Annotated in this window: 19 protein-coding genes; 6 read left to right on the forward strand and 13 right to left on the reverse strand. The window is 33.0% G+C overall.

Annotated features, from left to right (window positions below; translation table 11 throughout):
- The first annotated feature begins 383 nt into the window (after nt 1-383).
- Nucleotides 384-1,979, forward strand: a complete 1,596-nt coding sequence (locus tag EDB96_RS02440) for a L,D-transpeptidase family protein (RefSeq protein ID WP_134139052.1) — start codon at nt 384-386, stop codon at nt 1,977-1,979.
- 67 nt (nt 1,980-2,046) lie between these two features.
- On the opposite strand, the gene EDB96_RS02445 is transcribed toward EDB96_RS02440, so the two are convergent.
- The 3 genes from EDB96_RS02445 to EDB96_RS02455 form a co-directional block, all read right to left on the reverse strand.
- Nucleotides 2,047-4,473: an ABC transporter permease gene (locus EDB96_RS02445; protein WP_134139053.1), complete on the reverse strand. Its 2,427-nt coding sequence runs from the start codon at nt 4,471-4,473 to the stop codon at nt 2,047-2,049.
- Between the two features lie 129 nt (nt 4,474-4,602).
- Complete coding sequence (locus tag EDB96_RS02450; protein ID WP_057115876.1) at nt 4,603-5,310, reverse strand: ABC transporter ATP-binding protein; 708 nt, start codon at nt 5,308-5,310, stop codon at nt 4,603-4,605.
- A gap of 152 nt (nt 5,311-5,462) precedes the next feature.
- Nucleotides 5,463-6,704, reverse strand: a complete 1,242-nt coding sequence (locus EDB96_RS02455; protein ID WP_134139055.1) for an efflux RND transporter periplasmic adaptor subunit — start codon at nt 6,702-6,704, stop codon at nt 5,463-5,465.
- Nucleotides 6,705-6,863: 159 nt separating this feature from the next.
- Here EDB96_RS02455 and EDB96_RS02460 point away from each other — a divergent pair, with 159 nt between their 5' ends.
- Both EDB96_RS02460 and EDB96_RS02465 read left to right on the forward strand, forming a co-directional pair.
- A complete protein-coding gene (locus tag EDB96_RS02460; RefSeq protein WP_134139056.1) occupies nt 6,864-8,228 on the forward strand; it encodes a sigma-54-dependent transcriptional regulator in 1,365 nt (454 codons plus the stop codon).
- A gap of 137 nt (nt 8,229-8,365) precedes the next feature.
- Nucleotides 8,366-9,691, forward strand: coding sequence for a sensor histidine kinase (locus EDB96_RS02465; protein WP_134139057.1), 1,326 nt, complete (start codon nt 8,366-8,368; stop codon nt 9,689-9,691).
- Nucleotides 9,692-9,905: 214 nt separating this feature from the next.
- Here EDB96_RS02465 and EDB96_RS02470 read toward each other — a convergent pair whose 3' ends face one another.
- The 5 genes from EDB96_RS02470 to EDB96_RS02490 form a co-directional block, all read right to left on the reverse strand.
- On the reverse strand, nt 9,906-10,232 hold the full coding sequence (locus EDB96_RS02470; RefSeq protein ID WP_134139058.1) for an MGMT family protein: 327 nt from the start codon (nt 10,230-10,232) through the stop codon (nt 9,906-9,908).
- A 192-nt stretch (nt 10,233-10,424) separates the two neighbouring features.
- Complete coding sequence (locus EDB96_RS02475; RefSeq protein WP_057115888.1) at nt 10,425-11,063, reverse strand: LysE family transporter; 639 nt, start codon at nt 11,061-11,063, stop codon at nt 10,425-10,427.
- 42 nt (nt 11,064-11,105) lie between these two features.
- Nucleotides 11,106-11,783: a tRNA (guanosine(46)-N7)-methyltransferase TrmB gene (gene trmB, locus EDB96_RS02480; RefSeq protein WP_134139059.1), complete on the reverse strand. Its 678-nt coding sequence runs from the start codon at nt 11,781-11,783 to the stop codon at nt 11,106-11,108.
- 194 nt (nt 11,784-11,977) lie between these two features.
- On the reverse strand, nt 11,978-13,360 hold the full coding sequence (locus tag EDB96_RS02485; RefSeq protein ID WP_057115893.1) for an ammonium transporter: 1,383 nt from the start codon (nt 13,358-13,360) through the stop codon (nt 11,978-11,980).
- A gap of 262 nt (nt 13,361-13,622) precedes the next feature.
- Nucleotides 13,623-14,111 (reverse strand): nuclear transport factor 2 family protein, encoded by a 489-nt coding sequence (locus EDB96_RS02490; protein ID WP_134139061.1) that lies wholly within the window; start codon nt 14,109-14,111, stop codon nt 13,623-13,625.
- A gap of 202 nt (nt 14,112-14,313) precedes the next feature.
- Here EDB96_RS02490 and EDB96_RS02495 point away from each other — a divergent pair, with 202 nt between their 5' ends.
- The gene (locus EDB96_RS02495; protein WP_134139062.1) at nt 14,314-14,973 is read left to right on the forward strand and encodes a hypothetical protein; all 660 of its coding nucleotides are present in this window, start codon (nt 14,314-14,316) and stop codon (nt 14,971-14,973) included.
- 77 nt (nt 14,974-15,050) lie between these two features.
- On the opposite strand, the gene EDB96_RS02500 is transcribed toward EDB96_RS02495, so the two are convergent.
- Complete coding sequence (locus EDB96_RS02500; protein WP_134139063.1) at nt 15,051-15,365, reverse strand: HPF/RaiA family ribosome-associated protein; 315 nt, start codon at nt 15,363-15,365, stop codon at nt 15,051-15,053.
- Between the two features lie 245 nt (nt 15,366-15,610).
- Here EDB96_RS02500 and EDB96_RS02505 point away from each other — a divergent pair, with 245 nt between their 5' ends.
- Entirely contained in the window at nt 15,611-15,844 is a 234-nt protein-coding gene (locus EDB96_RS02505) for a hypothetical protein (protein WP_134139064.1), read from the forward strand.
- Between the two features lie 54 nt (nt 15,845-15,898).
- Here EDB96_RS02505 and EDB96_RS02510 read toward each other — a convergent pair whose 3' ends face one another.
- The 4 genes from EDB96_RS02510 to EDB96_RS02525 all read right to left on the reverse strand — a co-directional run bounded on the left by EDB96_RS02510 (nt 15,899) and on the right by EDB96_RS02525 (nt 21,220).
- The gene (locus tag EDB96_RS02510; RefSeq protein WP_134139065.1) at nt 15,899-17,206 is read right to left on the reverse strand and encodes an MvaI/BcnI family restriction endonuclease; all 1,308 of its coding nucleotides are present in this window, start codon (nt 17,204-17,206) and stop codon (nt 15,899-15,901) included.
- Nucleotides 17,169-18,410 (reverse strand): DNA (cytosine-5-)-methyltransferase, encoded by a 1,242-nt coding sequence (dcm, locus tag EDB96_RS02515; protein ID WP_134139066.1) that lies wholly within the window; start codon nt 18,408-18,410, stop codon nt 17,169-17,171. Before dcm ends, EDB96_RS02510 begins: the two co-directional genes overlap by 38 nt.
- Nucleotides 18,407-18,628: a helix-turn-helix domain-containing protein gene (locus EDB96_RS02520; protein WP_134139068.1), complete on the reverse strand. Its 222-nt coding sequence runs from the start codon at nt 18,626-18,628 to the stop codon at nt 18,407-18,409. The genes dcm and EDB96_RS02520 overlap by 4 nt, the downstream gene beginning before the upstream one ends.
- 114 nt (nt 18,629-18,742) lie before the next feature.
- Nucleotides 18,743-21,220: an AsmA-like C-terminal region-containing protein gene (locus EDB96_RS02525; protein ID WP_134139069.1), complete on the reverse strand. Its 2,478-nt coding sequence runs from the start codon at nt 21,218-21,220 to the stop codon at nt 18,743-18,745.
- Between the two features lie 243 nt (nt 21,221-21,463).
- On the opposite strand from EDB96_RS02525, the gene trxA reads away from it, so the two are divergent.
- Nucleotides 21,464-21,781, forward strand: coding sequence for a thioredoxin (gene trxA / locus EDB96_RS02530; protein WP_012023423.1), 318 nt, complete (start codon nt 21,464-21,466; stop codon nt 21,779-21,781).
- The last annotated feature ends 42 nt before the right edge of the window (nt 21,782-21,823 follow it).

Below are 21,823 nucleotides of genomic sequence, written 5' to 3' on the forward strand. Positions count from 1 at the left end.
TTATGTTTATTTAAACTGATTTCAGGGTGCAAAGATAACAGATTAAGTTCGGAATTAAGCGATTTTGAATTGTAATTATTGATAGAGAGATTATTCAAAATTATTCAATAGCCTCTAAAAGCTTTTTTTGTATTGAATAAATAAGAGTAAAAGATCAAATATGAAAATTATTGCAGCTTTCAAATTAAGCCAAAATTGTAGTTTTTGTATAAATTTTCTGCTTTTTTAAATTAGAATCTCATAAATCTTCGCTATATTTGATTGCCCAAATCGATAATTTCCAGTTAATAAAAAAGTATGTGAAAACTAGTTTTTTAAGTAATGTCTATTGGGTTTTCGATATTTTTTACAAAAGTTATTTCTATCATTTAAACTTTAAAAATATGCGAAATTTTACTTTTTCAACAATCGTTCTTGCGATTTGCTTTTTTGCATTTTCATTTAAGTCATTTTCAGGCCAAAAAAGCAAAGAAGCTTCAGCAAATTATAAATATGCTTCAATCATAACTATAGATGCGGCATCTATAAATGCTTTTTTTAAAAAATATCCCAAACTAAAAAAATATCAAAAAGATGTAGAGGATATCTACAAAAACAAACAATACAAATCTATTTGGTATGATGATAAAAGCATAACCGAATTTGGTGCATTACTGTATCAAAAAGTAAATGTGCTGAAAGACCAGGGAATAAATAATGAAATGCCTTATAAAGAAGTAATCGATCAAGCATTTAATGAGAGTGATAATATCACCCCTCAGCAAATAGATACAGAATTACTCCTTACAAATATGTATATTTTTTATGCCAGTAATGTTTACTCTGGTGTAGATCCTGCGACTTTAAAGAAAATTGGCTGGTACTTACCGGCTAAAACTATTTCGTATTCCAGAATTCTAGATTCGCTGATTGTCGACACAAATCGATTAAATGAAGACGATTATTTATTGTTTAGCCAATATTATAAGCTGAAAGATGCCTTAAAAAAATACAGAAAAATAGAAACTGATAATCTTTGGCAGAAGATAACAATTGATAGTGTAAACTTTAAAGAATTGAGACCAGATGATAAGGGTATTGCTATTCAGCAAATTAGAAATCGCTTATTTGTTGTGGGAGATTTAAAGCAGGATTCTAAAAGTGATGTTTATGATGAAGAGCTGATGGCCGGCATACTGAACTATAAAAAGCGGTACAATTTAAAATTAAACTACGTTATAACGAGAGATCATATCAACCAAATGAATGAACCGATCAGCAAAAGAATTAAAACTATAATGCTGAATATGGAAAGATGCAGATGGATTCCGACCAAATTGGCCAGAGCGAATGAATATGTAATGGTCAATATTCCGTCATTTAGAATGTTTTATGTAAAAGATGGAAAATACGAACTCGTCTCTGATATCTTCGTTGGTAATAGATTGAGCGAAACTGTAATTTTTAGCGGTACTATGGACCGAATCGTATTTAGTCCCTACTGGTATGTTCCGAACAGCATTATTCAAAACGAATTAAAACTCCAGATGGCAAACGATAAAAACTATTTGGCCGATCATAATATGGAATGGAATGGCGGGAAAGTGAGACAAAAACCTGGACCTAAAAACTCTTTAGGACTGGTAAAATTTATGTTTCCGAATCCGAATGATATTTACATGCATGATACACCTGCAAAAAGTTTGTTCGAGTTTGAAAATCGTACGTTTAGTCACGGCTGTATTAATGTAAAAGAAGCAAGAGCATTAGCATTGGCAATTTTAAAAGATGATCCAGACTGGCCGGTAGATAAAATTGATAAAGCAATGAGCGGTGAAAAAGAAACAACCTGCATGCTTAAAAATAAAATTCCAGTTTATATTGGATATTTTACAGCTTGGGTTCAGGATGATGGCGAAATAAATTTTTTCCCAGATGTGTACAGCAGAGATGAAAGTTTAGATAAACTGCTTTATTCTGATTCGGTAAGTATGAAGTAAATTGAAATAAAAACCCGGCAGATTTCTTGGGAATCTGCCGGGTTCTAAAAAAAATGGGTCTACAAGCTTATTCGTATTTTAAATATTTTAAAACATCTATTTTAGTTACTTGGAAAGCTTTTGTTAGAACAATTAATAAAGTTAAAAACAAAAGAGAAATCAGTGCAATGCCAAAAGGAACAGTTGAAATTCCGATTCTAAAAGCAAAATCTTCAAGCCATTTTTGCAATAAAATGTAGGCAGGAACAATTCCGATTCCAAATCCTATTAGACAAAAAACAATATATTGTTTTGACAATTCTTTTAAAAGAGCATCTGTTTCTGCTCCTAAAGTTTTTCTAATAGCGATTTCTTTCAATCTTCTCTCCATCGAAAATGATGCCAAAGCAAACAATCCGAAGATCGCAATGATGATTACTACCAAATTTAAGATAAAAAAGAGGTTTTTTTGTTTTACTTGTTCCTCATAAGTTTTCGCGAATCCTTTATTAACGAATTCATAATCAAACGGATAATCAGGGTTAATATTAGCTTCCCAATATGTTTTCAATTTTGATAATGTTTCACTCAAATTATTTGGAGAAACTTTTACATAAACATTTTGAAAATTATTCCATTTTAGAGTTTTCATGTTGATAAAAACCATTGGCGGCACCTTATTTTGTAAACCTGTAATATGAAAATCTTTTACAACACCTACAATCTTAAATTTTAAAGTTCCTTTTTCGGTGCCCCATCCCGAAGTGATAACGGTATTTATAGGGTTTTTAAGCATTAATTCTTTTGCTAAGGTTTCATTTATTAGCCAGTTGTCTATAGTATCTGAAGCAAATTTTGGCGATAAATTACGGCCTTCTACAATTTTAATTTTCATCATTTCCAAAAAGCCAAAATCCATTTCGACATTTCTTGGCTGTACAAAAATGCCATTATGAGTAAAACCAGAACTAGAATTCGTACTGTTTCCAAAAGTTCCTGCAAAAGTAGAGACTTCTTGAACGCCAGGCATTTTAAGAATTTCTTGTTTTGTGGTTTCGTATTTTTGACCTTTTTTGCTGTAATCCTGATAATTAAACGGAATACGAATTACTTGATTACCGCTAAAACCAAGATCTTTATTCATCATGTAATCAACCTGAGAATTTACAATTAAAGCACCGATAATGAAAAATGCTGCAATTCCGAATTGAAAAATAAGCATCGAATTTCGAATCCAGATGCCGCTTTTACTTCTAGAAAAATTACCTTTTAAAACTTTTAGGGTTTCGAAATTTGAGATATAAATGGCAGGGAAAATACCCGCAAGAATGATTATTAATCCAAATATTAAAATGAGCTGCAGGTAAAATTCACTGCCATTCATAGTCAAAGTTTTTCTTAAAAAAGTATTGTAATACGGTAGAGAAAGTTCTACGATTGCCAGCGCAAACAAAATCGCCAGTGTTACAATTATTGCTGTTTCGAATATAAACTGTGCAACAATCTGGTTTTTTGAAGCTCCCACAATTTTGCGGACACCAACTTCTTTAGCACGTTTTATAGCAGATGCAGTCGCTAGATTAATGTAATTTACCAATGATAAAACTAAAATTAAAAGAGATAAACCTGCCATAATATACAAAAGCTGCAAATTTCCTTTCCCTTCTGGAGATGCTGAACCTGAAGATTTTGTGCCATGCAAGTAGCGTGTTTTCAGCTGGTCAAGTATAACTTTGACTTCGCCATTCTCTTTTATGTACTGCTCAACAGTTTGGCCGCTTGCTTTAGCATCTTTTAAAGTTCTGTTTACAAAATTTACGTTTTGCATTTTCTTTAAAACCGTTGCAACGTCAACACCTTTTTTGGTTTTAATCATCAAACCATAACTAAAATTCCCCCATTGATTAAGATCGTTTTCACGCAAAATCCCTCCAAAAACATAATTAGGTTCAACAGATGAAGGTTTTACAATGCGATAAACAGATTTTACAGTATAAGACTTATCGTCATAAGTAATAGATTTTCCTATCGGATCTTCATCTCCAAAAAGCAGTTTTGCCTGTTCTTCCGAAATAGCCGCGCTGTTTTTTTCTTTCAGAATATCTTTTTTGGCACCTTTGATTATTGGGAAAGGATAAAAATCAAAAAAGTTATTATCTGTTACAGTTATCTTTTTATCAATTACTTTCTTATTCTGATATTTGATTACAGCTTCGCTGTACCAATCGTTTAAGAAACAAATTTGCTCAATCTCAGGAATTGTAGTTTTGCAAGTTTGTCCAAAAGGAATTGAACTTGTGGTCCAAGTGTCTCCAGTTGCGCCTATTTTATTAAGTACCTGATAGACATTTTCTTTTTCAGGATTCCATTGATCGTATGCGTGTTCATTGTTCCAATATAAAATGGCGAAAATGACACCAGAAATTCCGATACTTAATCCTAAAACATTTAAGAACGAAAACAATTTGCTTTGTCTTAAATGATAAACAAATATTTTAAACCAGTTGAAAATCATTTTGATGTATATTTTTATAGTTGATATGGCAGTTTATAAAACCGTTTGGTTCTAAAGAAGAGTAAATATTTTGCAGGCCAGCTCTACCAGAGCTACGAGTGCAGTAACAATAATTTTGATCATCATTTTTTATTTAGCATCCATAAAAACATCAACATTACGTTGGTTTAATTTCTCAGAAAATATAACTCCGTCTTTCATGTGAATCGTTCTTTGTGAAAAAGAAGCATCATAATCAGAGTGGGTAACCATCAAAATTGTAGCACCTTTAGCATGTAAATCCGTTAAAAGTTCCATCACTTCATTACCATTTTTACTATCTAAATTTCCAGTTGGCTCATCGGCCAAAATAATTTTCGGATCATTCACCAAAGCTCTTGCAACGGCAACCCTTTGTTGCTGTCCGCCCGAAAGTTGCTGCGGGAAATGTTTCAAACGATGAGAAATATTCAGTTTCTCGGCAATAGCTTCAATTTTTTGTTTTCTTTCAGAAGCTTTTACGTTGTTGTAAAGCAACGGTAATTCGATATTATCGTAAACAGAAAGTTCATCGATTAAGTTGAAGTTTTGAAAAATAAAACCGATATTTTCTTTTCTCACCTTAGCTCTTCCTTTTTCCTTTAGACCAATCATTTCCTGATCTAATAATTTATAGCTTCCGTCGCTCGCGCTATCCAAAAGTCCGATGATATTCAATAGAGTTGATTTTCCGCAGCCCGAAGGCCCCATAATTGTTAGAAAATCTCCTTTTTTTATTTCTAAATTAATTCCGCTTAAAGCAGCAGTTTCGATTTCTTCTGTTCTAAAAACTTTGGTTAAATTCTGAATTGTGATCATAATTTTTTAGGTTTTGAAATGTTATTAAATACGTTTTTTGATTGATGATTGAAACGATGATTTTTTTGTTTTTTTGTTGTTTCAAGTTTCAAGTTTCAGGTTTCAGGTTGGTTGGCGGCGTGAAACCTGAAACTTGAAACTTGAAACAAAAATTACTTCTCAAGCGAAAGTTCCTCGATATCTTTATAATCAGAATAAGAAGAAGTAATTACAGATTCGCCTTCTTTTATACCTTCTAAAACTTCATAGTAAGCAGGATTTTCGCGTCCTAGTTTTATATTTCTTCTTTCGGCTTTATTTCCTTTTACTACAAAAATCCATTTTCCTGCTGTTTCCTGATTAAAACTTCCTTTTGGAATTACAAGAGTTTTGTTCTTTTCAGATAAAATTAGTTTCACGCCAAAGCTAAGTCCGTCTTGCAGTGCAATATCTTCTTTTGAAGTAAAAACCAATTCAACTGTAAAGTGGCCGCTTTTTACTTCTGGGATAACTTTGGTAACCAAAACCTCAAGATTTTTTCCTTTATATTCGACTTGGCCTTTTAAGCCTTCTCTAATTTTTTCTAAATAAAACTCATCAACATCAGCAGAAAGTTTGTAACCGCGTTTTGAATCGATTTTTCCAATGCTTTCCCCAGCTTGAAAAGTTTTTCCTAAAACAGGTTCAAAAGAAGTTAATCTTCCAGATTCTGGCGCTGTAATTAAAAAATTCTTTTTGTTGTTTCTAAGGATTTCCAAACTTTTCTCCATAGTTTGAATCGAACGATTAATTTGAGAAATCTGAATTTGATTGGTTTGTTTCTCTTTTTGAATACTCTGCTGAATCGTTCTTTTACGTTCTTCCTGAAAACGAAGACTTTCCTTAAAAGTATTCCAATCGTTTTTCGAGATTACATCTTTGGCAAACAGTTTAGCATTTACATCATATAATCTTTTGGCGTCGTTGTAATCATGTTCAATTAAAACAAAATCTTTGGTTAAATTTAGTTCTTGATTTCGGATATTTAATTTCCCTGTATTTAAGTTGTTGATTTGTTCGATAATAGCCGTTTCCTGAGTCAAATAATTCAATTCTGTATTCGGATTGTATAAACGAGCAAGTGATTGTCCTTTGGTCACCATTGCACCATTTTCTACAAAAATTTCTTTTACAGAACCGCCTTCGGTAACGTTAACCAACATTACATTTAAAGGTTCAACTTTTGCCTGAAAAACAACAAAGTCTTCAAAAAAAGCTTTTTCAGCTTTTTGAATGACCAATTCTTCTGTTTTTACATTTAAAGTTCTTTTGGTGTTAAAAGCAAAAATGATGATTACCGCCAAAGCTAAAAAAACAGCAATTGCTATTGCGACATATCTAAATTTTTTACTTTTACGAGGAATTATCTTGTCCATTTTTTCAATATTTTACTGATAATCAATAGGTAAATACTGTGCCATAAAATTTATTATTTGTAAAGTCTTGATTTTAAAGAAGCTTTTAAAACCGCTTTGAAAAACTAGTGTTCGATAATGAACAGTTGACCGTTCGGAAGCGGACAGAAAAAATACCACATGAGAAAGAAACAAGCCCAAATATTAGTTGTAGACGATCAGGAAGAAATTCTTTTTTCGGCAAAAATGATTCTTAAAAAGCATTTTGAGACGATTTTTACAACAAATAGTCCCAAAAAAATCATTTCAATTTTAAGCGAAAATGAAATAAATGTGGTTTTGCTTGACATGAATTACCGAATTGGTTTTGAAGATGGGAGGGAAGGAATTCATTGGCTGAAAGAAATTAAAACACTTTCCCCGCAGACTATTGTGATTTTAATGACAGCTTTTGGTAAAATTGAAACGGCTGTAGAAGGAATAAAAATTGGAGCTTTTGATTATGTTCTAAAACCTTGGAACAATGAAAAACTCTTAGAGACGATTGATAAAGCTGTAGTTGAAAGCAGAAAGAACAGCAAGAAAACATCTTTGGATAAAAATGAAAAAGCCGAAAAGAAATACTTTGTAGGAACTTCAGTCAAAATAAAACAAGCCTATTCCATAGCTGAAAAAGTAGCTAAGACGGATGCCAATGTTTTGATTTTAGGCGAAAATGGAACTGGTAAATATGTTTTTGCCGAATTTATTCATAAGCATTCTGAAAGAAAAAATCAGCCTTTTGTACATGTCGATTTAGGTTCGTTAAGTGATAATTTATTCGAAAGCGAGCTTTTTGGTTATGCAAAAGGAGCTTTTACTGATGCAAAAATTGACACTCCCGGACGTTTTGAAAACGCTTCAAACGGAACGATTTTTTTAGATGAAATAGGAAATATTCCGTTTCATCTTCAGGCTAAATTGCTTCATGTTTTACAAACTAAAACCGTTACGCGTTTAGGCGAAAGCAAACCCAGACCTTTAAATGTACGTGTTATTGCCGCGACCAACAGCGATATTAAAGCCGAAGTAAAGAACAAAACTTTTCGCGAAGATTTATTGTATAGAATAAATACTATGGAAATAAATCTGCCATCCCTGCGCGAAAGAAAAGACGATATTGTGCCAATGGCAAATTTTATCCTGCAGCAGATTGCAGAAAAATACAATCAAGGTCCCGACGTTTCGGGATGGCATTTTGATGACAATGCAGCTCCATATTTAGAGCGATATCCTTGGAAAGGAAACGTTCGTGAAATGGAAAATAAAATTGAACGAGCTTTAATTTTATCTGAAAACAATACAATTTCAGTAATCGATTTGGATATTCTAGATTTTGAAGAAATTCAGGAAAACGATGAAAATCCGTTGTCTGAAATGGAGAAAAGTGCAATCGAAAAAGCATTGTTCAAACACAACGGAAATATTTCTAAAACAGCCGAAGAACTAGGTTTGTCACGTGCCGCCCTGTATCGAAGAATCGAAAAATATGATTTAAAGAATTAGACTTAAATTAAGTTTTGCCACAGATTTAGACGATTAAAAATGATTATTATATGCTGTGCGGTTTAGATTGAATTTAGGTTGGTCATTAAGATCAATCTTTTTAATTCTTAAAGTCTATGGCAAGAAAAAATTAAAACATGAAGAATTGGAAATTTTATAACGCTTTGTTTGTAAGGGTTTTGTTTGTCATGATTCTTTTTTTATGCAGTGTTTTGCTGCTTTACAAAGGATTTCGATTCAACGCCATTTTAGCTGGTTTTTTTGTATTGATTTTTCTGTTCGAAATGTATTTTTTTGTCAAGAACCAATTATTGTTTTATGACAAAACGATAAACTCCATTTTGCACAATGACTTTTCTACACATTTTCAAGAAGAACATAAAAAAGACAATTTCAAGAGTTTATATCTTTTGTATGATACTTTAAAAGTTCAAAAACAGGAGCAGACTTCAAAAGAATTGATTTATCGTTCGATATTAAACAGTATCGATACTGCAGCTTTAATTTTAGAAAAAGATAATGATACTTGGTCAATTTTTATAATGAATGACTGCTTTTCGAACTTATTCAAAGTGCCGAAAGTGAGTCATTGGAAATACCTAAAAAATTATATTCCTGCGCTTTGCAGCGAAATCGAAAATGTTGGTTTTACAGAACTAAAAACTGCTATTTCGATCAAAATTGAAGATCAAGATCTGCAGACTTTTATGCTGCAGACTTCGCATACATCAACTTATGATAAAGAATATTTTATTATTCTATTAGACAGCATTCAGCGTGTTATTGAGAAAAAAGAAAAAGAAGCGTGGATTAATTTAATGAAAATCATTTCGCATGAATTAATGAATTCCTTGACTCCGATTCGTGCGCTTTCGCAGAATTTACTTCACATTGTAGATCAGGAAAAGCTCGAAGAAGATGATTTTGAAGATATTAAAAGCAGTATTTCGACAATTATAAACCGGAGCGATCATTTACAGGTTTTTGTTGAAAATTATAGAAAACTAGCCATGCTTCCGACACCAAATAAACAAATGACGCCCATTAATGCCTTGTTTGAAGATTGTCTGCGAATTATGAGTCCGATTTTGAAAGCAGAAGGCATCGAATTGGTTAATGAAATCAATAGCTCCCGTTCTATTTTGATAGATAAAAACCAAATGGAACAAGTGATTATTAATTTGATTACCAATAGTATTCATGCTTTAAAAGAAAAAACAGAAAAGAAATTAATTCTTTCCAGCTATACCGAAAACAATCGCTTCTTTATTGTAATTTCTGATAATGGTAGAGGAGTAGATCCCGAAATTAGAGATAAAGTTTTCTTGCCTTTCTTCACGACTAGAAAAGACGGCGCTGGTATTGGCTTGACGCTTTCTAAAAATATCATCGAAGCACACGGTGGTTATTTAAGCTACCAAACCGATGAAGAGAAAACAGATTTTGTTATTTGCTTGATTTGATTTTTTTGAACCATATAAGTGATATAAGTTCATTTAAACATTGCGTATAAATTTTACGCAAAGTTATTGGTATTTAATCGCGCAAAGACGCAGAGTCGCAAAGGAAGACTTAAAAAGGAAGACTTAAAAAGGAAAACTTAGCGGCTCTGCGTCTTTGCGCGATTAATTGATAAAGTAAAGCAAACTTAAAAAGAACTTATATGGTTCAAAAAACTTAAGGTTCGACTTCTGGTTTCCAAAAGTGTTTTTCTAAATCTACAATTTGGTTATTGACAACTTTAATTCCTTCGTTCTCTAAAAGCTGCTGCATTAAATTCGTTCCGTCAAAGTGATGCTTCCCTGTCAAAAGTCCTTTTTGGTTTACAACTCTGTGAGCTGGAACATCGTCCATGTTATGGCAGGCATTCATTGCCCAGCCAACCATTCTGGCAGAACGAGCGGCTCCCAAGGCTTTTGCAATTGCACCATAAGAGGTTACTTTTCCGTACGGAATCTGTCTTGCGATTGTATAAACTCTTTCGAAAAAATTTTCCTCAACCATGATTTTATCATTTTTGCCACATATAAACTACAAGTTTCACGCAGATTTTAAAGATTTAAGCAGATTAAAATTGAAGCAAAACTTAATTAATCTGCAGCATAAATATCTGTTTGAATCTGCAAAATCTCCGTGAAAAATTATTCACCACAAAATAGAAAATCATTTTAATCCTTTCAATCTGTGGTTATAAAATTAACCGAAATAATAATTTAAAATATTAAAAAGTGTTACAATTGCAACCAAGCCCGTAATGCTTCCAATGATAGTATTCATATTTCGCATCAGGTAATCGGTTTTCTTTTCAATTCTGCCGAAGAAGGCAATATAGCTGTATAAAACGGCAAATGAACCTATTACCGAACCGAGCACAAAGGTAAAAATAATATTGTTTTCGAATACAAAAAGATGGTACGAAGCCAAAGTGACACTTACCACAACATAATAAGGAATTGGAAAAAAGTTTAAGCTCGAAAGCAGCATCCCAAGGAAGAATCGACTTTTTTTACTACTCTTCTTTATTTTTGATTTTTTCTTAGTTATCGGATCTTTTGCAATAAACAAAAAGTAAATTGTAAGTATAGAAAATATAACAAAACCTACTTCGCGCAAAAGCGTTACCACATCTGGACGGTTGTCAATTACACGAGCAAATAAAACAGCTACATAAACTTGGAAAAAAATCACCAAAACCGCACCAATAACAAACCAAAAAGCATTCTTTTTTCCTTCTTTCAAGTTTATTTTGGCTGCTGTCATGTTGATTAATCCTGGTGGAATAATCCCAATAGCGGCGGCAATAAAACCTGAAAGTAATGGAGTAAGATATACCATTCAGTTGTTTAAGTGGTTAAAAGATAGTTTTCAGAACTAAAATTAGTCTTTAATTTTGAAACGAATATACGTAATTGCCTTGTTAATTTCTAAATATTGTTTCTCATAAAATGTCTGGATTGAAGTTACAACTTCTGGGCTTCCTTCATTTTTGTAAACATTATGATTAGCATATAAAACTTCGTGACCTTCACCATGAAGCAATCCAAGCGTATATCCGTGCATAAATTCGCTGTCGGTTTTAAGGTTTACGACACCGTCTTTTTTCAGGATCTTTTTGTATAATTTCAGGAACTCAGAATTTGTCATTCTGTGTTTGGTTCTTTTGTATTTGATCTGCGGATCTGGGAAAGTAATCCAGATTTCATCTACTTCATTTTCAGCAAAAATATGATCGATCAATTCGATTTGAGTACGTACAAAAGCAACATTATGCAAACCGTTTTCAACAGCTGTTTTAGCACCACGCCAGAAACGCGCGCCTTTAATGTCAATTCCGATAAAATTTTTGGCTGGGTATTTTTCAGCTAATCCAACAGAATATTCTCCTTTTCCACATCCTAATTCTAAAACTAAAGGATTATCGTTTTTAAAGAAATCAGAATTCCATTTTCCTCTTAAAGGCATTAAATTTCCAACAACTTCTTCTCTGGTTGGTTGAAAAACGTTTTGAAATGTTTCGTTTTCTCTGAATCTTTTTAGTTTATTTTTACTTCCCACTTTTACAAAAATTTTCCGCAAAATTAAGGAATATAAACGAATGGATAAGATGTAATTGCGGTTTAATTTTTTTAGCCACGAATTTCTATGAAGTATATTTTGTTTTGCCACGAATTTCACAAATTTTCACGAATCAATTTAACTGATTGCGAAAAGAAATTAGTGAAAATTAGTGAAATTCGTGGCAACAAATATTAACCGTAATGAGGCTCTGTAATTGGTTTAGATTTTGGATCTAAAGTTTCGTCGTGTTGTGATAAATCCAGTCCGATGTGTTCTGACTCCTCAGAAACCCTTAACGGAATAATGAAATTGGTTACTTTAAACAAGAAATAAGCTCCGAAGAAAGTAAAGATTGAAACCAATACCAATGCCATCATGTGATGTCCAAAAACATTCCAGCCTCCGTGAAGTAAACTAGCATTTTCTCCGTGAGCAAAAATAGCCGTTAAAATCATTCCCATAATTCCACCAACACCGTGACAGGCAAAAACGTCAAGCGTATCGTCAAATCTTTTTGAATATTTACAATTTACAGCCGTGTTAGAAACCAAAGCCGTTACAAATCCGAAGAACATACTTTCTGGTACAGAGATATATCCCGCAGCAGGGGTAATCGCCACAAGACCAACAACAGCCCCGATACAGGCACCTAATGCAGAAACTTTTCTTCCGTTCATTCTGTCAAAGAAGATCCACGTTAACATTGCGGCTGCAGATGAGGTTGTAGTAGTTGCAAAAGCCATAGCGGCTGTTCCGTTGGCAGCAAGAGCAGATCCAGCGTTGAAACCGAACCATCCAAACCAAAGCATTCCAGTTCCTAATAATACAAATGGAATATTGGTTGGAATATGCTGGCTGTTTTTTCTTTTTCCTAAAACAATAACACCAGCCAAAGCTGCAAAACCAGAACTCATGTGAACTACAGTTCCTCCAGCGAAATCTTTTACCCCAAAATAGCTTCCTAAAACACCTGTCGGATACCAAACGGCGTGACATAAAGGAGCGTATATAAAAATGGTAAATAAACTAATGAAAACTAAATAAGAAATAAAACGAACACGTTCTGCAAATGAACCCGTGATAATCGCAGGACAAATGATGGCAAATTTCATTTGAAACAAAGCAAAAAGCATAAACGGAATCGTATTTGCCAATTGTTTATGAGGCAGAACCCCAACATAATCCATAAAAGCAAAAGTTGTTGGATTTCCGAAAAAGCTGTAAAAATGATCTCCAGAACCAAAACCAACCGGCTCTCCAAAAGCAAGACTAAAAGCTACCACAACCCATAAAAGCGTTACAACTCCTAGGCAAATAAAACTTTGAAGCATAGTTGAAATTACATTCTTTTTACCAACCATTCCGCCATAAAAGAAAGATAATCCAGGAGTCATGATGAGTACCAGACAGCTTGAAGTAAGCATCCAGGCAACATCGGCAGGAACAATATGATCTGTAGTTCCAAATTCTGATAGGACATAACTATTTTCTGTTACTGTTGGCCAAAATGCACCTATCGTACATACGACACTGATCATGATAAAGGAAATAATCCAGCGTTTTTCTATTTTCATTTTTAAAATACTTTGTTAACCCTATTTTTTTTGGGGTCAAAGTTAAAAAAAAATAAAGATTCTTGTTTTGAAGGCTGTTAAAATAGAGGTGCGGGCTTTATTTTGGTTGATTTTTTAAAATAAGGGGTCTTTTTTTGACAGTATCCTATTTTAAAGTTACAAAAAAGTATCGTTTTTGCCGAATTTATTAAAATTAATTTCTCAATACGTTTCGTAAAGTGCTATAAAAGTTATGTTTATAATAAGAAAAGCCTAAAATGTTTTATTTCTTTTGAAGCTTTGCTATTAAAGCATCTTCAATTGGAGATTTGATTTTGGTTACAGCATCAACTTCGTCATTCGGAATAGTCATGGATAAAACATAATGCTGGATTTTCCATTCTTTACCCACTTTTACCAAAACTCCAGAGCCACGACAGATTTTCATTTGAGTGTCCAATAATTCGTCAAACCAAGCTAATTTTCCAGTTTTGTCAAAAAAGATATGACGTTCTAATGCTTTAAAATTCCATGTTGTTCCTTTATCGAAATACGGTTTTGCCCAAGTTTTAAAATCCTTTTTCTGCCAATTTTCGGTTGCATCAGTTCCTATATAAATAGCATCGTCTGCTAAAGCATTGAAATAAGCATCAAATTTTACGTCGGCAGCGGCTTTGTGCCAGGCATCTAAAGTTTGATTTATTTTGTCTTTCTCAGTTTGAGCATTTGCAAAAGAAGCAACGAATAAAAGAAGTAAAAATGTTTTTTTCATGAGATGTATTATTTGAGTTTAAAGGTATTAATTTTTTTGAACCATATAAATGATATAAGAAAGTGGAAGTTTTTATAATTCTGGTTTCACGAAGATTTTAAAAGATCCAAGGAAATAAACACAGATTAATTTCTAAAAAAATCTGATATGGCGTAATCACGAAAAAACGATTATATTTGAGAGATTTTTAAATACCGCCCCAATGAATCCAAAAATACTTATAAGTTCACTCGCTATAACTTCTCTATTATTTGTTTCTTGTAAAAAAGAATTAGAGCCTCAAGAAAGTACAGCAACCTCTGAATTGGTAAGGTTAGGACTTGCAAAAGATACTACAAAAGCTGCAGCACCGGTTGTACAAACTCCAGCAGCAAACCCTAATACAGTTTTGAGCGATACAAAAGGACTGAACCCAGCACACGGACAGCCAGGACACCGCTGTGATATTGCTGTTGGAGCACCTTTAAATTCTGCGCCAACACAACAAGTACAAGCGACTCAAGGACAAACTGTTCAAGTAAATCCGACTCAACAAAAGGTAGTTACAACAACAGCTACGCCAGTTAAAGTTGCCAAAGGAATGAATCCGCCGCACGGACAGCCGGGACATAGATGTGATATTCCAGTTGGAGCGCCGTTAAATTCGCCTACAGCAAAAACTACTGCCACAACTTCAAATACAGCACAAAGCGGATCGGTTTCTCAAAGTTTTACCGTAACACCTCCGCCATCAAATGCAGTTCCGGCATTGTTAAGTACAGAAAGTACTGATAACACAGTAGCAGACGGACTAAACCCAGCACACGGAAAACCTGGACATCGCTGCGATATTGCAGTTGGAGCTCCGCTGCCAAAGTCATAAATCAGTAATCGAATTGATATAAAACAAAAAGGACGTTTCATTTGAAACGTCCTTTTTTATAGAAATAAGCGCAAATATTAATGTGCTTTTATTTTTTCGAAAGTTGTAGTTAACGATTTTTTGACTTTTGCCAAAGCGCCGCTGAATGCTTTTTCCAGTGTATCAGCGTGTTCTGTAACAGTGATTGGCTGTAATTTTACAGGACGAACTTCGATTACGCATTTTTTGTCTTGCAGACTGAATTTTTCTCCATTTTCATCTCCAAAATGAACTTCTATTCGGGTAATTTTATCTTCAAAACGAGCTAAACCTTTTTCTAATTCTGCAGAAAAGTAACTTTCTAATCTTGCATGTCCATCAATGTTCTTGTCGGTGTTGATTTGTACTTTCATAACGGATTGTATTTAATGATTGTTTCTCAAATCTATCCATTTTAGAAGGAAAAGCCAAGTGAGTTAAGGAAATATTATGATAATAATTTTCGTATGTTTGCGGTTCCTAAACTTCAAGATTATGAACAAGACAAAACTTCTTGCCCGCGTGGTATGCTGGCGGTATTGGAAACAACTGCAACGCTTTCTTGAAGGCGTAGGACAGCTAACCCTTGCGGGTTTTATAATTCCTAAACTTCAAGATCATGACTACAAACACCCTTTCCAAAGAAACAGAATTAAGGTTAACTGAATTCTTCAACAATTCTATTGATGCCAAAAGTATGGCCAAAAGCATTCGACAAGTAAATTATATTCTTGCCTTAAATGTAATGCACGAAACTGAATTTTTACAGCAAGAAAATATCAGCTTGGATGAAAGCTTTTACTGGCTGAATAAATTGGCGGAGATTTTAGATCCTTATTTGGATGTTGAATGATTATAGAATTGGAAAAAGCCACTTGTAGAAGTGGCTTTTTATATTATTGAAAACTCATGCAGTTATGTCAATAATTTCATTCGTTTTGTATAAATTTACTAAATTTTCAGATTTTATACGAAACTGGCTTCTTTTCTTAATTGTAGGTTTTGTTGAGAGATTTTCTACTTTAATACCAGGATCGTAATAAATATGTCCGTTACTCATTTCTTTTAAAAAAAGCTGAAAATCAGTGCCTGTTCCTAAAATAACTTTGTTGCCATATTTATAATTTCTTCCGTCGTTAGTTTCTGATAGAGATGGAACATAACAAGCTTGATTATGTTTTCTATTCCAATGAAGTAGCATTGAAGAAAAGCTCCATGATGCTGCTTCATTTTGATTTTCATCCAATAAAGCTATTCTTCCATCTGTGTTTCTTATCTTTCCAGATTCGCTGTCAAAGCCTATTAATTCAAGAGTGAGTTTAGTTCTAGGATGTATTATTCCAGACTTATGAATTCCGCCAAAATTCATTCTATCCTCCCTTCCGCTTATATCTGCATAGCCATATTTTCGTACGAAAACTTCAGCCCCTTCTGTTTTGTATAAACCATTAGTAGGTTCAGGTGTCATTAGGGTTATTATTTTGGAATTAATCCTGGCAAAATTTGCCACTCCAAACTGTTTTACTTCCCAGCCTAAAAAATCAGGTTCAGAATATCCGTTCGGAGTTATTCCTAATTCTGCTTCCAATGTATAACCACCACAATTTGGAGCATCACAAGATAGAATCATACCTTCTCTATTAAGTCTTTTCGATTTTATCCATCCCAATTGATGGATTCTTAATAATTCAGAGATAAGTTTTTCTCTATTATTCTGTGCAATTGGTAGTTCAATTATTTTGAATACCCCATAATTCTCTAGTGTCGTAGTATGATTAAATTCTCGAGCTATTTCCGAATCTGGACCACTTACATGTCCTAAAACCATTCCTTTATTAGAAACACTAAAAAAGAATAATCTTCCCGCGGTTCTTTGTGTCATTAATTCCGAAGGAGGATTTTTACAACCAAGTAAGAAACCAGAAAATCTTACTTCTGGATATTTTGGATAAAGGATTAATTGTGATTTAGGAGCTATATTTATTTCTCCCTTATGATCAATCCAAGAAAAATCTATTTTAGCTTTAAATCTTTCTTTACTCCAATCACCTGGCGCCTCATTTTTTATCTCTTTAATCGGTAAAACATTTAAAACATCAAAACTACCGCTAAAATATACTTGATTTTTAGAGTTGTCATTTGGAGATAAAATTTTCACATAAATTTTAAGACAGCCATTATCCGAGAATATTTTCTTTAATTGAGTTAAGTTCATCAATTGCAATTAGTTCTTTAATAATATTTTTTCCAACAGCTTGCATTAAGGGTGAAACAACTGAGTTTCCAAATTGCTTATATGCTTGATTGTCAGATACAGGTATTATGAAATTATCTGGAAATCCTTGAAGTCTTGCACATTCCCTTGGAACTAATCGTCTCGGGTTTTTGCCTTCTTGAGGAATAAGTATTTCTGCGCCGTCTTTGTAATATCTGGCACTCATAGTTCTAGAAATTCCATTTAAGTCAGCTAATCCAAATCCAAATCCATTTCCTTTTGCCTTGTGCTTTTTTGCATACTCTTGGAGATAATTCCAAAGTTTATCCGATAATGTGTATTTGGGATCAACTTCCGGTAAAAGAATATCTTTTAAGGCAAATTTCACATCACTCATTTCAGGGAATTTGAAGTTTTCTTTTCCTCTAAAGTATTCATTGTCAAATCCAACAATGATGATTCTTTCTCTATGTTGCGGAACAAAATGTTTGCCATCTAAAACCTTAAAATAAATAGTATAATTTAATTCTCTTAATGTGTTTTGAATAACTTTAAATGTGTTTCCTTTATCATGAGATACAAGATTTTTAACATTTTCCAACATGAAAGTTTTTGGTCTCTTATGTTTAAGAATTCTTGCAATGTCAAAGAAAAGAGTTCCTTGTGTTTCATCTAAAAAGCCATGATTTCTGCCAAGAGCATTCTTTTTTGAAACTCCAGCAATAGAAAAAGGTTGACATGGGAAACCAGCAAGTAGAATATCATGATCAGGAATTTCTGTTTCATTAATTTGAGTTATATCTCCAAATGGTACTTTTCCAAAATTTGCTTCGTAAGTTTTTTTTGAATAAGTATCCCATTCACTAGTGAAAACACATTTTCCTCCCAAGTTTTGATAAGCTAACCTTATTCCTCCAATTCCGGCAAATAAATCTATAAATTTAAATTTTGGTTTTTCAGGTGAAGGAAAAGGAATGTCCCATTTTATAGGTAAATAATATTGAAAATTAGGTTCTTCTAAGATGTTTAATTTTTCATGTACATTTATAAGATATTCGGTAGCATCATTTTTATAATATTCTGAAACACCATTTTTATGATTTTGTAAGTAATGAGTGAATTGAGCTAGACCATTATCTGTTTTTTTATCAATATCAATCTGAAGTTTTTGTCTGATTTCTGAATATTTTTTTACTTTCTTCATTTTTTAAAATCCTTATCATTAAAAAAAGCTCCAAAATCAGTATCAAGAGCTATTATTATTTTTTCTATTATTTCTATTGAAACATTTCGTTGACCTTTTTCAATGTCAGAAATATAGTTCCTGTCAACGTTGGAAATATTGGCTAAGTACTCGATTGAGTATCCTTTTTGTTCTCGAAGTTCTTTGACTTTGAATCCGAATTTTTCTTTGATATTCATAGTTTATAAAAGTAGTTTTGTGCGTACAATTGACCTGCGTACAATTGACCTCAAAAATATTTAGTTTTCAACTTAATATTAACTATCAAATTCGAAATTTTGTAAAATGAAGCTTTACTCCCCCTTATCCTTCTTCCCCCACTTAATCTTCATTTTTCCCTCATTATCATAGGCAATCAAATGGAGTACAATTCCGCGTTCGCGAACGGCTTTTCGTTCTTCTTTAGTAGAAAGACTGGCGTCGTTTTTGGAATTTCGAAGCGGAATCGTAAGCGCTAGATTTGTGCCTCGGCCAAAAGAGTAAATTCCGTCTATGTCAAAGTTTAACACGCTGGAGCTTATCGTTAATTTATTAATGTCGATTTGCTCTCCGCGAAGATTAAGCGAACCCGATAAGTCGCTGAAAGTAATATTCTCAACATCACGTCGTGGAAAAGCAAACTTGCCAATTTTTACAATAGGATCAAAGTTGAGCAGCGCACCTTGATTGACATTAAAATCTAATTTCCCTTTCATGGAATTAACGATCAAATCGCCTTTGCTGTTCATTAAACCCACAACATTAGCATTGCTCGTTAGTCGGCCGCGAATATTTTTTGGACTAAAAGATTTGATTCCGAAGTTGTTGAAAGACCTTAAAAAACTCGCAATATCTACACGACTTACTTGAGCTGTCGAACTAAAAATATATTGGTTTCCACTTGGCTGAATGGCCCCATTAAAGGTAATACTGCCGCCAGAAGTCTGTAAAGTTCCATTTTTAAGAAGCAATTTAGAATTCAGCATTTGCAATGTTGCTTTTGTGTTGGTTGCGGTAAGTGAACCGTAAGTGATTTTATCTGCTTTTAGATTAATCACCGCAGTACATTTCTCGATTACCGATTTTAGCTGATTCGTAAAATTGACATTTTTCTTTTTCACTTGTTTTTTCTGAGCCATTTTTTGAGACGGAGAATTTTTCAAAATGCCTAAAAATTGTTTGACATCAATATTCGGGCAGTAAATATTCCAGTTTACGACCATTTTTTCTGGCGCGTCGTAATAGAGATTTAGAAAATTATCGATTCTTCCGTCAATGCGGATGATGTTGTTTTTATGTTTGTAAGCTATTTTCTTGATAAAAAGCGCTTGTTCTGTAAACGATAACTGTACAGCCGTTTTTTCGGCATGAATATTTTTCGGAATATAATCAAATGTGGCATTATCGATAGCTACTTCGCCCGTAAAACGCGGTTTGTTAATGTACAAATCGACAATATCAAATTGAAAATTTAAATTAGCTTTTGCATGTCCGCTTTCAAAATGCAGTATTTTTTCATTCGTCATTCCGTTAAGTTTTGAAATGTCAAAATCAGAATTTACAAATCCAGTTGCAATGGGTTTTTCCAGATTATTAATAACCGCCTGCGGAATCTTCAGTGGAATATTTTCATAATCGGCTTTAAAATGGGTTAAAATAATTGCCGAGTTCGGATCGCTGAAACCTTTTTCGGGTTTGAAATTATTCGTAAATATTCCTTTGAAACTGCAATTGGTAAACAAGCCATCGGGAATTGTAAGTTCGTTATTTCTAATATCAGCCTGAACCACAATTTTGGGATCTCCTTCAACATTCAGATCACCTTTAATATCGCAGTTGACTTCGATCGGTTTTTTTAAATCAAACTGATTGAGTTTGGAACTGATATTTCCCGACAATAAATTAGAAGCATTTTTCCATAAAATATTAGTTTCAATATTGATTCCGAAAAGCGAATTTTGTTTTCCGATATTAAAAAAAGCCACAATATCAAAAGCATCAGAACCAATTTTAAGTTTCTGGGTTTTAATATCTATTTTTTGATGTTCTTCTGAATAGGAAATATCAAAATTTCCTTCGAGCATTTTTTCTTTGGCAAAACTTCCATGAACCGTATTAAAAGCAAGACTATTAATTTTTGTTTTTAAAAATAAATTAGTGTGCCAGTTTTCGTCATCGTAATCCACTTTTGATTCCAAGCTCGCGACATCAAAATCAAATAATTTATGTCCTAAATGATTATCAATAATGACATGAACATTGTTGAGGTTTACTTCATCAATCGTTGTTTCGGGTTTTTCTTTATTGGTTTCTGCTTTTTTCTTTTTCGGCTTAAAGATGTTTACGTTGGAATAACCATTTTCGGCTTTGTAAATATAAATTTGAGCATCGTTAATTAGAATTTTACGAATGTTGATTTCGTTGTGCAGTAAACTCCAAATATTTAAACGAGCTTCTATTTCGTTGGCTTTTAGTAAAGTATGTTTATGACTGTGCCATTGATTGTCTTTTATTTCTACTTCTTTTAAAGCCAAAGTAAAATTCGGAAAACCAGTTAAGAACTTATAATGAAAATCGGTAACGTGAAATTTTCCATTAATGTTTTCATTGATTTTATGATTGACTTTAGCAATAATTTCGGCTTTATTTTGATTGAAATAAAGAGACAAGCAGCCGCAGGCAATTAAAAGTATTGCGACTAACCCCAGAATAAAAAATCCAAACCGTTTGGCATATTTTTTAAAAGGATCAGACTGAAGAAATGTTTTTATTTGAAGTAAAATTTGCTGCATTTAGATTAAATCTTTTGGAGTATTAAAGATACTACAAAAAATATTAACATTTTATTAGTTTGGTTTTCAGTTTAATATGTCGTAAATTGAGATATCAAAAAACATTCTAGAGTTGATAATAAATGACAATACATTTATAATGAAAACTAATTTAGTAATCGTGTTTGATTTGTTTTAAATTTTTAAATTTGTACTGTAGTTTGAAAGTTAATCATTCAAACATAATTTTAATCTTAATATATTATGGCATTAGCAATAACAGATGCTACTTTTGATGAAGTAGTTTTGAAATCAGATAAACCAGTAATGGTAGATTTTTGGGCAGCATGGTGTGGTCCTTGTAGAATGGTTGGTCCAATAATTGACCAATTAAGCGATGAGTACGCTGGTAAAGTAGTTGTTGGTAAAGTAGATGTAGATGCTAACCAAGAATTTGCTGCAAAATATGGTGTGCGTAACATACCAACCGTTTTGGTTTTTCATAACGGTGAAGTAGTAGGAAAACAAGTAGGAGTTGCTCCTAAACAAACCTACGCAGATAGTTTAGACGCTTTATTGTAATCTTTAAAAGGTTACGATTGATATAAAAAAGGTTTGACGAAA

Source organism: Flavobacterium sp. S87F.05.LMB.W.Kidney.N (assembly GCF_004366435.1).
GTDB lineage: Bacteria > Bacteroidota > Bacteroidia > Flavobacteriales > Flavobacteriaceae > Flavobacterium.